The organism is Tenacibaculum mesophilum (genome assembly GCF_003867075.1).
Classification (GTDB): Bacteria; Bacteroidota; Bacteroidia; order Flavobacteriales; family Flavobacteriaceae; genus Polaribacter; species Polaribacter mesophilus.
This window is the reverse complement of sequence record NZ_CP032544.1, coordinates 1,549,491-1,563,587: the sequence shown is the minus strand read 5'-3', so window position 1 is coordinate 1,563,587 and position 14,097 is coordinate 1,549,491. Positions and strand designations below refer to the sequence as shown.

The 14,097-nt window shown below is 31.2% G+C and carries 15 protein-coding genes and 1 tRNA gene; 10 read left to right on the top strand and 6 right to left on the bottom strand.

Annotation, left to right across the window (positions count from 1 at the left end; genetic code table 11):
- Position 1: 1 nt before the first annotated feature.
- From D6200_RS07140 to uvrA, 6 genes are all read right to left on the bottom strand, one after another.
- On the bottom strand, positions 2 to 238 hold the full coding sequence (locus D6200_RS07140; RefSeq protein WP_073184527.1) for a hypothetical protein: 237 nt from the start codon (positions 236 to 238) through the stop codon (positions 2 to 4).
- Between the two features lie 13 nt (positions 239 to 251).
- Positions 252 to 407 carry a hypothetical protein gene (locus D6200_RS15280; protein WP_156167085.1) on the bottom strand — a complete coding sequence of 52 codons (156 nt, stop codon included), beginning with the start codon at positions 405 to 407 and terminating at the stop codon, positions 252 to 254.
- 2 nt (positions 408 to 409) lie between these two features.
- Entirely contained in the window at positions 410 to 571 is a 162-nt protein-coding gene (locus tag D6200_RS15275) for a hypothetical protein (protein ID WP_159432123.1), read from the bottom strand.
- Between the two features lie 116 nt (positions 572 to 687).
- The gene (locus D6200_RS07135; protein WP_125064390.1) at positions 688 to 2,286 is read right to left on the bottom strand and encodes a vitamin K epoxide reductase family protein; all 1,599 of its coding nucleotides are present in this window, start codon (positions 2,284 to 2,286) and stop codon (positions 688 to 690) included.
- A 117-nt stretch (positions 2,287 to 2,403) separates the two neighbouring features.
- Positions 2,404 to 3,087, bottom strand: coding sequence for a response regulator transcription factor (locus D6200_RS07130; RefSeq protein ID WP_047790093.1), 684 nt, complete (start codon positions 3,085 to 3,087; stop codon positions 2,404 to 2,406).
- Positions 3,088 to 3,226: 139 nt separating this feature from the next.
- Entirely contained in the window at positions 3,227 to 6,052 is a 2,826-nt protein-coding gene (gene uvrA, locus D6200_RS07125) for an excinuclease ABC subunit UvrA (RefSeq protein WP_073184525.1), read from the bottom strand.
- A gap of 113 nt (positions 6,053 to 6,165) precedes the next feature.
- Here uvrA and D6200_RS07120 point away from each other — a divergent pair, with 113 nt between their 5' ends.
- From D6200_RS07120 to D6200_RS07075, 10 genes are all read left to right on the top strand, one after another.
- Positions 6,166 to 6,393 (top strand): hypothetical protein, encoded by a 228-nt coding sequence (locus D6200_RS07120; RefSeq protein ID WP_047790095.1) that lies wholly within the window; start codon positions 6,166 to 6,168, stop codon positions 6,391 to 6,393.
- Positions 6,390 to 7,394, top strand: coding sequence for a potassium channel family protein (locus D6200_RS07115; protein ID WP_073184523.1), 1,005 nt, complete (start codon positions 6,390 to 6,392; stop codon positions 7,392 to 7,394). Before D6200_RS07120 ends, D6200_RS07115 begins: the two co-directional genes overlap by 4 nt.
- Positions 7,394 to 8,293 carry an SDR family oxidoreductase gene (locus D6200_RS07110; protein WP_073184520.1) on the top strand — a complete coding sequence of 300 codons (900 nt, stop codon included), beginning with the start codon at positions 7,394 to 7,396 and terminating at the stop codon, positions 8,291 to 8,293. Before D6200_RS07115 ends, D6200_RS07110 begins: the two co-directional genes overlap by 1 nt.
- Before the next feature lie 85 nt (positions 8,294 to 8,378).
- Positions 8,379 to 10,070: an alanine/glycine:cation symporter family protein gene (locus tag D6200_RS07105; protein ID WP_047790098.1), complete on the top strand. Its 1,692-nt coding sequence runs from the start codon at positions 8,379 to 8,381 to the stop codon at positions 10,068 to 10,070.
- 12 nt (positions 10,071 to 10,082) lie between these two features.
- On the top strand, positions 10,083 to 10,982 hold the full coding sequence (locus D6200_RS07100; protein ID WP_073184518.1) for a helix-hairpin-helix domain-containing protein: 900 nt from the start codon (positions 10,083 to 10,085) through the stop codon (positions 10,980 to 10,982).
- 31 nt (positions 10,983 to 11,013) lie between these two features.
- Positions 11,014 to 12,180 carry an acyl-CoA dehydrogenase family protein gene (locus D6200_RS07095; RefSeq protein WP_073184516.1) on the top strand — a complete coding sequence of 389 codons (1,167 nt, stop codon included), beginning with the start codon at positions 11,014 to 11,016 and terminating at the stop codon, positions 12,178 to 12,180.
- Positions 12,181 to 12,414: 234 nt separating this feature from the next.
- Positions 12,415 to 12,612 (top strand): 30S ribosomal protein S21, encoded by a 198-nt coding sequence (gene rpsU, locus D6200_RS07090; protein ID WP_028892869.1) that lies wholly within the window; start codon positions 12,415 to 12,417, stop codon positions 12,610 to 12,612.
- Between the two features lie 82 nt (positions 12,613 to 12,694).
- Positions 12,695 to 13,582 (top strand): tyrosine-type recombinase/integrase, encoded by an 888-nt coding sequence (locus D6200_RS07085; protein ID WP_073184514.1) that lies wholly within the window; start codon positions 12,695 to 12,697, stop codon positions 13,580 to 13,582.
- Positions 13,583 to 13,596: 14 nt separating this feature from the next.
- Complete coding sequence (hpf, locus tag D6200_RS07080; protein WP_047790102.1) at positions 13,597 to 13,905, top strand: ribosome hibernation-promoting factor, HPF/YfiA family; 309 nt, start codon at positions 13,597 to 13,599, stop codon at positions 13,903 to 13,905.
- A gap of 97 nt (positions 13,906 to 14,002) precedes the next feature.
- A tRNA-Thr gene (locus D6200_RS07075) sits at positions 14,003 to 14,076 on the top strand.
- The last annotated feature ends 21 nt before the right edge of the window (positions 14,077 to 14,097 follow it).

Below are 14,097 nucleotides of genomic sequence, written 5' to 3'. Positions count from 1 at the left end.
TTTAGTAGATACAACAAGTGTCGAATTCGTCAATACAAAACCTGTGAGGGTTTCTACAGTCTTTATTAGGGTCGCTTCCCCCATTACCAGAACCGTTATCTATACATAAATGACCATCGCAATAACTACCCATAGGACAGTTGCCATTTGCGTCACAGAAAATGGCATTACCACCATTAATTGTTTTTTGTTCTGTTTTATTTAAAGTCTTACCTAAGTTTAAAATTAGCTTCTTCATGATTAAAATTTTATTATGAAACAAAACTACAATAAAACTCTGCGCAGTGTCTTCCATGGTCTTCACAGATACCATCTCTATTTTTATCACATTGTTTTCTGCCTCCGTTAATTTGAGCTTGTTCTGTTTTTTTTAAAGCCTTGCCTAAGTTTGAAATTTTCTTTTTCATAATTATAAAGGCATTAATATGCGACAATATGTTTCTGCACATTTCCAACCGAAGTCTTCACAAACACGGTCTCTATTGACATCACATTGCATTCTACCTCCGTTAATTTGAGCTTGTTCCGCTTTTTTTAAAGCTTTACCTAAATTTAGAATTTGTTTTTTCATAATTAAAATATTAAGGTTACTTTTGCGGCGAACATTTAAAGACACTCACCAATGTGTCTATTCTTCGCGAGAGAATTTTGTTCAAAATGCAAAGCCCTTTTTGGGGCTTTGTCTTTTTATACTGTTTTTAATGAAACATCAGAAGCTTCTATATTTTCTTCTAAATCTTCAATAAATAAAATTAAATCAGTTCTGTTATATTCCTTAGGAAATGATTTACCGTTTACTAAAATTTCAGGAGTAAAGTTGATGCCATTTTGATTACACCAATTCTTTTCTTTTTCTAGCTCCAATGTATAAGTTTCTTTATTAGAACATTCACCCCATTTTTTTAACCAAGCAGCTGGTTTCTGCCCTTCATAAATAGCATCCATGGCTTGAAGACATTCTTTTTCTCCTTGTGTATTATATATTTCTATGAGTCTACTGGTAATTTTAACGACATCACTATCTTTTTTTTCTACACTTACATTAAAGCGTACTTTAATTTTTACATTGTTATGGTATCTTTTAATAATTTCATCAACATGAGCGTGAACAGGTTTACAGTGTCCACAGAAAGGATTGGTGATTATTGTAATTTCAAGGCTGGAGTTAGGGTTTCCAAAAACAATTTCTTTACTATCAGTTAATTGAGTGTCAAGTTGAGGTGATTTTTGTAATAAACTATCAAACAATGCATAGTTTCTCTTAAATTTAACACTTGCTATCTTTTCTTTTTTGAGTTCTTGAACTTCAGTAAATAAAGGTTTAATATAATTCCAAGCTAACCACGTAAAAGAAGCAACGATACCCAAGGTGACAAAATCTTTAATTATAAAGGTGTTAATGTAATTATTTGTCAATACTGGAGCCAGTGCTTGTAGCCAAAGAACTCCAACTATACTTAAGCATAAAAGACACCACTTTTTTACTACTGCATATTGATAATATAGCGAGTATAGAGTAATAGGTATAGCAAGTAAACTAATAGTATATGAAATTACAGGATTAGAAATTTGAGTAAAAGTTAAAAGAGATAACCCAATAAAATAAAGCAAGCTAAAGTCACTTAATTTATATCCTTTTAAAATTTCCGCTCCTTTTGAGGTTAATACAGCGTCACAATCTTTTTTATCATCAGCTCCTGAACAAAAAGCATCACCAATAGCGGTTTTCAATCCAAGTTCTTGTTTTACAATTGCGATACTGATAATTAATCCTGTTACTGATAGTAAGAAATAAAAAGTATTGTACCATGAAGTTGAACTATAAAAAACAAAAAATAACGTAAAAATACTAAGAAGAGAAAAACCGATAGTTTTAACTAATTTGGAGTTATTTTTAGTTGTTTGATAACCCTCAGTTTCTTCAACAGCAACAATAATTCCTGTAAATTTACTTAGAAACTCATTTTCAGATAACTTCGTTTTTTTGTTTTCAGAATCATAAATTATATAATCTGATTTTTTTCTTTCTACTACAATTAAGTCTTGACCATGTTCACTGTTTATTTGAGCAATAAAACAGTCGGGGAGTTGCAAAAGTGTTTCTGAATTAACAGGAACGTCAGCTGCCACATTTTCAATGTTAAAATGGTCTAATACTCCAGTAATTGCGTGTAAACTAGGGTAAGAAGGGTGACTTTGAATTTGAAAAGCCAATTCTTCCTTATCAAAAGAAATACTATTTTTCTTAAGTAAATTTTGTACTAAATTGATTAATGTGTCTTTCAAAAGTAAAAAGGTTTTAAGGATAGTTATTTTCTGTTTCCCCAAAGCTATATTTTGATAGTTGTTTTTTTATAGAAAAAGCCATAAAAAAAGTAAGGGAAAACCGTAATCGTTTTTTTTTTAAATAAAGCCCTTTTCTTTGGCTGTTAATATTAACTCTCGGTCTCCTTTAGCTTTAACATTGAATATTTTTTTTAGATGTCGTTTTCTTTTTTCAATACTAGCTGCGGAAAGAGGTATGTAATTCGGCATATCTTTCATTTTAGAGCCTAATGAAAGTTCGTATAGTATTTGTCTGTCTATTGCGTCAATGGAAAAATTATTAGAAACTTCTTTTCTTAAGAGGCTTAAGACAGTTTTACTATAATAAGGTATATTGTTTGTTACATTTTTTATTGCATTTTTTAACTCTTTTGAAGTTAAATCGTTCTTAATAAGAAAACCTTCAGGATTTAAGCTTTTAAAAATGTTATAAATTCTGTAATTATCATTACAATCAGTAGAAACAATCAGTCTTGTGTTTGGAAGTAATTTTCTTATTAAAAGCCCTAAATCTTCACCAGATAAGATTTTTCTATTCTTAGCAGGAGAAAGTTTTAAGTCTAAAACAACAAAGCTAAGTGAAGTTTCTTTTTCAATTGTTTTTTTTATAATGTCGTAAGCTCCATTACAATTATAGGTAATGTCTGTGTTAAAATTAAAACTTGGGTTTAACCTAGCTATTTTAGATATTATGTTCTTGTACGTTTCACAAATAAGCGGGCAATTATCTGCTAACAAAGCAGATTGTTTTTCTTTTCTCATGTTTAAATAATTTCGGGGGGAAATACTATTTAACTGATTTCTTTTTTTAAAATCAGTTCATAAATTTATATAAATTAATTTGAAATCAAAAAAAAATATATAAAAAACAAATTATCTACTTATGAAAAATGTAGTTGTATTACTTTTTTAACTCTTTTTTTAAGAATTTTGCTGTATGGCTTTTTTTGTGGATGGAAACTTCTTCAGGAGTTCCAAATGTTAAAACTTTACCGCCTTTTTTACCACCTTCCATGCCAATGTCAATAATGTAATCGGCGAGTTTGATAACATCTAAGTTGTGCTCAATAATTAAAACGGTGTTTCCTTTATCTGCTAACTTGTTTAATACTTCCATTAATACACGGATATCTTCAAAATGAAGCCCAGTTGTTGGTTCGTCTAATATATAAAAGGTATTTCCAGTATCTCTTTTTGATAATTCAGAAGCTAATTTAATGCGTTGGGCTTCTCCTCCGGAAAGAGTAGTGGATTGCTGTCCGAGTGTAATGTATCCTAAACCAACATCTTTAATTGTTTTTAACTTTCTATAGATTTTAGGAATATGTTCAAAAAAAGCTGTAGCTTCGTTAATTGTCATTTCTAAAATATCAGAAATTGACTTTCCTTTATAACGAATTTCTAAAGTTTCTCGGTTAAAACGTTTTCCTTGGCAAGTTTCACACTCTACGTGAACATCTGGTAAGAAATTCATTTCTATTACACGAACACCACCACCCTGGCAGGTTTCACAACGTCCACCTTTTACATTAAAACTAAAACGACCGGGTTTATACCCTCTGATAGAGGCTTCTGGAGTTTTTGCAAATAAACTACGTATTTCGCTAAACACCCCTGTATAAGTAGCAGGGTTTGAACGTGGAGTTCTACCAATAGGAGACTGGTCAATATCAATAACTTTATCAATATGTTCTAAGCCTTCAATTTTTTTGTAAGGCATTGGTTTTTTTACTGCTCGGTAAATGTGCGCGTTTAAAATAGGGTATAGGGTCTCATTAATTAAGGTAGATTTCCCACTACCAGAAACACCTGTGACACAAATCATTTTACCTAAAGGAAATTCAACGGAAACATTTTTTAAGTTGTTTCCAGAAGCGCCTTTTAATGAGATTGTTTTTCCGTTTCCTTCACGACGTTTTTTAGGAACCTCAATTTCTTTTCTTCTCGATAAATAGTCAGCAGTAAGGGTATCGTGACTTTTTAAATCGTCAAAGTTGCCTTCGCTAACAATTTCTCCTCCATGTCTACCTGCACCTGGACCAATGTCTAAAACAAAATCAGCATTCTTAATCATATCTTCATCATGTTCAACCACTAAAACAGAGTTTCCAACATCACGAAGTTTAATTAAAGAGTCAATTAATTTTTGATTATCACGTTGATGTAAACCAATACTAGGCTCATCTAAAATATATAAAACACCTACAAGTTGTGAACCTATTTGTGTTGCAAGTCGAATACGTTGGGCTTCTCCACCAGAAAGAGATTTTGAAGTTCTGTCTAATGTTAAATAATCTAACCCAACATCCAATAAAAATTGAATGCGTGTGCGAATTTCTTTTAAAATTTCAGAAGCAATAGTTAATTGTTTTTCTGATAATTTTGTGTCAACTTCCTGAAACCAATTAGCCAACTCTAGCACATCCATTTGGGCTAAATCACTAATATTTTTATCAGTGATTCTAAAATGAAGCGCTTCTTTTTTTAAACGCTTTCCATCACAAACCGAACAAGTAACTTCATCCATAAAACCTTTTGCCCAACGTTTGATTGATGTGCTTTCTGAGTTTTTATATTGATTCTCAATAAAGGCAATGATACCTTCGAAATCAATCTCATAATTTCTGGTAACTCCCGCAGTTTTTGATTGAATTTCAAATTTTTCTTTTCCTCCATGAAGAATAATCTCCATGGCTTCTTTAGAAATATTTTTTATAGGGTCGGTTAGTTTAAAGTTATAACGCTCAGCAATAGTTTGAAGTTGTTTAAAAATCCAACTGTTTTTTTGTTCACCCAAAGGTGCAATTCCTCCATTTTTGATAGAAATGCTATCGTCTGGAATTACTTTTTGATGATTTATCTCGTTGGTAATCCCTAGTCCGTTACAGTGAGAACAAGCTCCTTTTGGTGAGTTGAACGAAAAAGTGTTAGGTTCAGGATTAGGGTAAGCGATTCCCGTAGTAGGACACATGAGTTCACGACTAAAATAACGAGGCTTTTCATCATCAACATCAATTACCATTAAAATATTATCACCCGTGTACAAGGCAGTTTTAATAGTCTCTTCTAGACGTTTTTCAGCAGCATCATTCACGGCTAATCGATCGATAACGACTTCTATATCGTGCGTTTTGTAACGATCGAGTTTCATGCCCTTTTCAATTTCTCTAATTTCTCCATCCACACGAACACGAACAAAACCTTGTTTAGAAATTTGTTCGAATAGTTCACGATAATGCCCTTTTCTTGATTTAATTAATGGTGCAAGAATGGCAATACGTTTGCCATCAAAATCTTTTAAAATTAATTTTCTAATTTGTTCGTCAGAATAACTTACCATTTTTTCACCTGTATTGTATGAATAAGCATCTGCTGCACGAGAAAACAGTAAACGAAGAAAATCGTAAATTTCAGTAATGGTTCCTACAGTAGAACGAGGGCTTTTGTTTGTTGTTTTTTGTTCAATAGAAATTACAGGAGAAAGTCCGTCAATTTTATCAACATCAGGTCTTTCTAATCCGCCCAAAAATTGACGTGCATATGCAGAGAAAGTTTCAATATAACGACGTTGTCCTTCAGCATAAATGGTGTCGAAAGCTAAAGAAGATTTCCCGCTACCACTTAAGCCAGTAATTACAACTAGCTTTTCACGAGGAATTTTAACATCAATATTCTTTAAATTATGAGCTCGAGCTCCGTAAACTTCTATGTATTCTTGTTCTTTCAAAGTGAGGATTTTACCAAAAACAGCAAAGTTACCAAAACCAAATTTATTTTGAAGTAGCGATTATCAACAAATAAACTGAAAATAGTATATTGCGAATAAAACTTAATTAATAAATGAAATTTATAGATTTTGTAAGGCTTTTTTTTGAGCGCCATGGTTTTAACGTGTCTTCCAGGTTTGCTGATAGATTGGGTATGCGAGCCACTAATGTACGTTTGTTTTTTATTTATATATCATTTGTAACAGTAGGTTTGTCTTTTGGATTATATTTAACAATGGCTTTTTTACTAAGATTAAAAGATATGATTTATACTAAAAGAACATCTGTTTTTGATTTATGATAAACACAGTGTTTCAATCAAGGTTATATAGAGCTATAATTTATTCTGTCTTAATAGTCATGCTAGGAGTAACAGGTTATATGTTACTTTTTGATTATTCCTTTATTAACGCTTTGTACATGACGATTATAACCATTAGTACCATTGGTTTTGGAGAAGTACATCCTTTTGGTACGGGGGAAAAACTATTTACTATCGGATTGATAATATCTAGTTTGTTTGTTTTTGGTTATGCAGTTTCTTCATTCTCAGAGTATTTAATTAGTGGGCAATTTTTTCATCAGTTAAAAATAAAAAAAGTGCAAAAACAAATAGAGCAGTTACAAGGTCATACCATAGTTTGTGGTTATGGTAGAAATGGTAAACAAGCTATTTCGAAATTGAAAAACTACAAGAAACAAGTTGTAGTGGTTGAAAAATTTAATGATGTAGTGAGGCAGTTAGATGAAAAAGGAGTGTTAACTGTTCAAGGAGATGCAACGCTTGATGAGACTCTATTAAGAGCAGGTATTATGAATGCAGAAAATCTAATAACAGCGTTGCCTTCTGATGCCGATAATTTATTTGTAGTGCTAACAGCAAAACAATTAAATAAAAATTGTAAAGTAATTAGTAGAGCATCTAAAGAAACATCATATAGTAAGTTAAAAATAGCAGGAGCAGATAATGTAATTATGCCAGATAAATTAGGAGGTTCTCACATGGCATCTTTAGTGGTAACTCCTGATGTTATTGAGTTTGTAGATAGGCTAACTATTGAAGGAGAGACAACTGCTAACTTAGAAGAAGTAGCAATTAATGACTTGCCAGAAAAATACATTGATAAAACAATATTAGATTTAGATTTACGAAAAAAAACAGGTTGTACAATTATAGGATACCGTACTCCAAATAAAGATTACATTATCAACCCAGAAGCTTCGGTGAAATTAGAAATAGGAGGAAATTTGATTGTTTTAGGACGTCCTGAACAGATAGAAACACTTAGAAAAGTTTTTTAATGAAGAAAGTTGTAATAACTGGAAGTAATGGTTTACTTGGGCAAACTTTAGTAAGCCTTTTATTAGAAGCAAAAGAAAGATATCAGGTAATAGGTTTTTCAAGAGGAGAAAATAGAAGTGGTAGAGGTGACTTTAATTATGTTTCAATTGATATTACAGATGAAGATTTGCTTTACAAAAAACTGTCTGAATATAAGCCAGATGTTATTGTGAATACAGCAGCAATGACAAATGTTGATGCTTGTGAAACAAATAAACAAGCTTGTGATAATCTAAATATAGATGTAGTTCAATATCTTAAAAACTATTCAGAAGAAAATAAAACTCATTTAATACATATTTCAACTGATTTTATTTTTGATGGGAAAAATGGACCATACAAAGAGAGTGATAAGCCAAACCCATTGAATTATTATGGGCTCTCCAAATTAAAATCAGAAGAATTATTAATAAAGTCTAAGGTAAATTATGCTATTTTACGTACCATATTAGTATATGGAAAAGTATATGATATGTCGCGCACTAATATAGTATTGTGGGTGAAGAAAATGTTGGAAGACAGGAAAGAAATAACTATAGTAGATGACCAATTTCGTATGCCAACTTATGTAGAAGATTTGGCATTAGCGTGTAAATTATCAATAGATAAAAAAGCACTAGGAATTTTCAATATTTCCTCAAAAAGAATGATGAGTATTTATGAAATTGCACAACAAATAGCAGAAGCTTTTAGGTTAGATAAAAGCTTAATAAAACCAATTTCTACAGATGTTTTAAATCAAACAGCCTTACGGCCTGCTATTACGGGTTTTGATTTAACAAAAGCCCAAACAGAATTAGGATTGCGACCAAAATCTTTTAAAGAAGATTTACATAAATTTAAAGAAAAGCTAATGTAAAAACCATATTTAACAACGAAAACTTGTTGTAAGTGCATTTTTTTATGATATTGCGGGCTACTAATTCAAAAATCTAATACATATTATGAATAAAAAACTACTTGCATTGCTGTTTTCAATAACACCAATGTTAACATTTGCACAGGAAAAAGGAATTGATCAAATGATTGATGAAGCGTTTAAACCTTTTTCTGATTTTTTTAGTAGTGTGATTTTTTTTCCAGTATTTGGTACCCCTTTTGTATTGATTTTGTTAGTGGCTAGTGCCGCTTTTTTTACGCTCTATTTTGGATTTCCAAATATCCGTCACTTCTTTACTGCAATAAATGTTGTAAGAGGGAAATATGAAGATATTGAAAAACATGGTGCGCAATTATTGTATGGTGAAGATGGTATAGCTCAAGGAGTAGATATGAATGAAGTTGACGATATTGAGGAGCATATTGAAAATATAGAGAGCTTACATAGTGACTTAGAAATTGATGGAGATATTAAAGATACTATTCGCGATGAAAGTCATGAAGGTGAAGTTTCTCACTTTCAGGCATTAGCAACAGCGGTTTCTGGTACAGTTGGAAATGGTAATATTGCAGGAGTTGCATTAGCAATTGCTTTAGGAGGTCCGGGAGCAACTTTCTGGATGATTATTTGCGGTTTGTTAGGGATGTCAACAAAATTTGTAGAATGTACATTAGGAGTACATTATCGTGATGTAGGAGAAGACGGAACAGTGTATGGAGGTCCTATGTATTATTTATCTAAAGGATTAAAAGAAAAAGGTTTTGCAACACTAGGAAAAATAGCAGCAGGAGCATTTGCAGTTTTCTGTATTGGAGGTTCTTTTGGAGGTGGTAATGCAGCTCAATCTAACCAAGCAACAATAGTTATTAAAGAGTTGTTAGGTTTAGAGAGTACAGCAGCTGGAGCTATCATAGGTATTGTACTAGCCATTTTAGTAGGTATTATAATTATTGGAGGTATCAAAAGAATCGCTTCTGTAACAGAAAAAGTAGTTCCTTTTATGGCATTGCTATACCTATTGGCTTGTTTGTATATTTTAGGGGTTAATTTCTCTTTAATAGATGATGCTATTTCTTTAATTATAACAGAAGCTTTCAATCCTACAGCGATAGGTGTTGGTGGTGTTATAGGTGTTTTATTAGTAGGGTTTAAAAGAGCAGCTTTTTCTAATGAAGCAGGAGCAGGTTCGGCTTCAATTGCACACTCTGCAGTGAAAACAAAATATTCTGCATCAGAAGGTTTAGTGGCATTATTAGAGCCGTTTATTGATACTGTATTAATTTGTACAATGACAGCTTTAGTAATTATTATCTTTAATTTTGGAGGAGCTTTTGAATATGGAGGAGATGGTACAGGATCTGTATTTATTGACGGTGTGGCTTATGAGGGAGCAGGAATTACTTCAAGAGCATTTGCAGCTTACATTCCATACTCAAATGTATTTTTAACTGTAGCAGTTGTTTTATTTGCAGTTTCTACAATGATTTCTTGGTCGTATTACGGATTACAATCTTGGAAATTTTTATTTGGTAGAGGAAAAAAAGCGGATTTAACATATAAAATTTTGTTCTTAACTTTCGTAGTAATTGGAGCAGCAGCGAGTATGAAGTCTATTTGGGATTTTTCAGATGCAATGATTTTTGCAATGGTGTTCCCTAACATGGTAGGTTTATACTTATTGATGCCAGTGGTTAAAAAGCAACTAAAAAGATATTTAGATGCTATTAACCTTAAAAAAGAAGCAGTAGAAGAATAAAAAACAAAACGAATGAAAATATTTAAACCTCATTTCTGGTATAATAAACGCCAAAGAAATGGGGTTTTCTTTTTATTATTTTTAATAGTTGTTTTACAATTTATATATGTGTACATAGATTTTTCTTCAGAAAAAATAGAGGGTATAAATAAGAAAGAGCTAGTAGCTCTTCAAAATACTATTGATAGTTTGAAAAGAATTGAATTGATTAAAAGAAAACCTAAACGATATCCATTCAATCCAAATTATATAACAGACTTTAAAGGTTATCAACTAGGAATGTCTGTAGAGGAAATAGATAGATTACACAATTACAGAAAACAAAATAAATGGATTAACTCGGCTAAAGATTTTAAACAAGTAACAAAAATATCTGATAGTCTTTTGAACAGAATAGCTCCTTATTTTAAATTTCCAGATTGGGTTGTAAAAGAAGAAAACCAAAAGAAGAAAAGTAAAATAGAGTTAGGTTTAAGTGAAAGGCATACATATAATAAGGTATATAAAATTTCTACTAATGATATTAATAAAGCCACTCAACAAGATTTTGAAACTATTAGTGGTGTTGGAGAAGTATTATCTTCTCGAATTATAAAGTATAGAAAGAAGTTACAAGGGTATTCATTCTCAAAACAATTATATGAAGTTTGGGGAATAAATAAAGCTGCAGCAAACAAAGTCATGCAAACTTTTACTGTAATTAAAAAACCAACTATTAAAAAAGTAAATGTAAATACAGCCAAATTCAAAGAAGTGTTAAAAAATCCATATATTGATTATGAGTTATGTAAAAAGATATTTGAATATCGAGATGAAGTAGCTGAACTACAAGATATATCAGAATTAAGAAATATTAAAGATTTTCCACTAAATAAATACGATAGAATAATCTTATATTTGAAAGCAGAATAAACAAGCAACAAAATTTAATAAACAAACCACTATGAATAGTATGTACTTTACCGAAGAGCATGAAGCCTTTCGTCAGAGTTTTAGAGATTTTTTACAAAAAGAGGTAGTTCCTCACATAGATAAATGGGAGAAAGAAGGTACGGTAGAGCGTTTTATCTGGAAGAAGTTCGGTGAAATGGGATACTTTGGTTTAAACCAACCTGAAGAATATGGAGGATTAGGTTTAGATCTTTTTTATACAGTTATTTTTTTAGAAGAACTACAAAAAATAAACTCAGGAGGTTTTGCAGCTAATATGTGGGCACATGCTTATTTAGCAATGACACATGTAAATAAAGAAGGAGATGATCGAATTAAGAATGAATATTTAACACCAAGTATAGAAGGAGATAAAATAGGGTGTTTATGTATTACAGAACCTTTTGGAGGAAGTGATGTAGCAGGAATGCGTACTACAGCAATAAAAAAAGGAGATTCATATGTGATTAATGGATCTAAAACGTTTATCACAAATGGAGTATATTCTGATTACTTAGTAGTAGCAGCTAAAACTAACCCTGATGATAAACATAAAGGAATGAGTATTTTTATAGTTGATAGAGATACTCCAGGAATATCGTCAACTAAGTTAGATAAATTAGGATGGAGAGCTTCAGACACTGCTGAAATAGCTTTTGATAATGTGGTAATACCTGTTGAAAACTTAATGGGAGAAGAAGGAAAAGGATTTCCATATATAATGCAACACTTTGCTTTAGAAAGATTAGTAATGGGAATCAATGCTCATGCGCGTGCGGAATATGCTGTTGATTATGTAGTACAATATATGAGTGAACGTGAAGCTTTTGGAAAAACATTAGATAAATTTCAAGCTTTACGTCATAAAGTAGCAGAAATGGCCAGTAGAGTAGATATGTGTAGAGAATATAACTATTCTATAGCAAAACGATTAAATGATGGTATTTATGTCGTAAAAGAAGCAAGTATGAGTAAGCTATTGTCTACTAAAATGGCAGATGAGGTTATATACGATGCTTTACAGTTACTAGGAGGTTATGGTTATATGGAAGAGTATCCAATGGCACGTTTATTACGTGACAGTCGATTAGGACCGATAGGGGGAGGTACTTCAGAAATATTGAAAGAAATTATTGCAAAAATGGTAATAGATAAGAAAGAATATAGACCAGCTACCTAATGCCTCCTATTTTGTAAAAATGATTCTTGATAAATATTTAAGTAAAAATCCTGTGAAAGCAGGATTTTTATTTGCCTCATTTTTAAACTAAAAAGAAATAAAATAGTGTGTTTTTAAAGAATACTTTGTATCTTTGCCGTCCAAAAATGAAATAAAATAATATAATTAATTGATATACTGAACGTTGTCAAATTTTAAAGATATAGAAACTACGATGAAAGGAGGTGCAAAAATATGTTAATCATTCCAGTTAAAGAAGGAGAGAATATCGATAGAGCGTTAAAACGTTATAAACGTAAATTTGATCGTACAAAAACGATGAAGCAATTACGTAACAGAAAGCAGTTTACTAAGCCATCTGTGGCAAAACGAGCTCAAATGATTAAAGCATCTTATGTTCAGAGATTAAGAACTCAAGAAGAAGTAGGATAGTAATCATCCTAAAAAGTGAAAAACCTGTATTGATATCAATACAGGTTTTTTTTGTATCTTCAATTAATAAATAAGATAGATAATGCTAATAAAAGCTTTTTTAGAGTATTTAGAGTTTGAGAAAAAGTATTCAAAAAACACAATTCAAGCATATAAAACGGATTTAATAGCGTTTAAAGATTTTTGTGAGGTTGAGTTTGATCAAGAGGATTTAGAGGGTATTCATTATAACCAAATTAGAACATGGATTGTTAGTTTGGTAAATGATAATATATCAAATAGAAGCGTAAATAGAAAAGTAAGCTCTTTAAAGACCTTTTATAAGTTTCTGCAAAAAATAGGGGAAGTAACAGTGAATCCGCTTTCAAATCATAAGGCGCTAAAAGTTCAAAAAAAAATACAAACTCCCTTTGATCAAAATGAAGTAGAAGAAGTTTTAAAACTAATAAAAGAGAGATCAGATTTTGAATCAGTAAGAGATAGATTGATTGTGGAAATGTTGTATTCAACTGGAATGAGAAGGATTGAGTTAATAAATGTTAAAGAAAAAGATATAGATCATACTAGTAGAACAATAAAAGTATTAGGAAAAAGAAATAAAGAAAGGTATGTAACGATCTTGCCGTCAGTGTATAAAACTTTACAAGAATATTTAAGACAAAAAAGAGAAATTGAGGATGTAGATTTAGAGGTGCTTTTAGTGACTAAAAAAGGCGTTAAAATTTATGAAACCCTTGTTTACCGAATAATAAATTTGTACTTTAGTAGAGTGTCAACAAAAGCAAAAAAAAGTCCACATATATTAAGGCATGCTTTTGCTACACATTTACTTAATAACGGTGCGTCGTTAAATTCGGTTAAAGAATTACTAGGGCATTCAAGTTTAGCCTCTACCCAAGTTTATACGCACAATAGCTTGGAGCAAATAAAAAAAGTGTATAACAAGACTCACCCTAGAGGGTCAAATTAAAAGATCGAAGAATTATGAAGGTATTCACACAATCAGTAAATTTCTCAGCAGACCAAAAATTAATAGACTTCATTGAGAAAAAAATAGGAGGATTAGAGAAGTTTCATGATAAGATCGTTGATGCAGAAGTGTTTTTAAAAGTGCAAAAAACGAGTGAAAAGGAGAATAAAATAACTGAAGTAAAAATTAATATACCAGGAAGCGAATTAATGGTGAAAAAGCAAACTAAGACCTTTGAGGAAGGTATTAGTGTGTCTGTAGAATCTTTAAAAAGACAGTTGCAAAAATCAAAAGAAAAATCAAAGGATGCCTTAGTCTCATAAAAACGATAAAAAATAATTAAAAAAGTTTTAAAAATTAAAAATTACTTTTTACATTTGCAGTCCGTTAGAAATAGCGGATTGTTTTTTTATAACAAAAGCCGATGTAGCTCAGCTGGCTAGAGCAGCTGATTTGTAATCAGCAGGTCGTGGGTTCGAGTCCCTCCATCGGCTCTAAAAAATAAAAGTTCATTA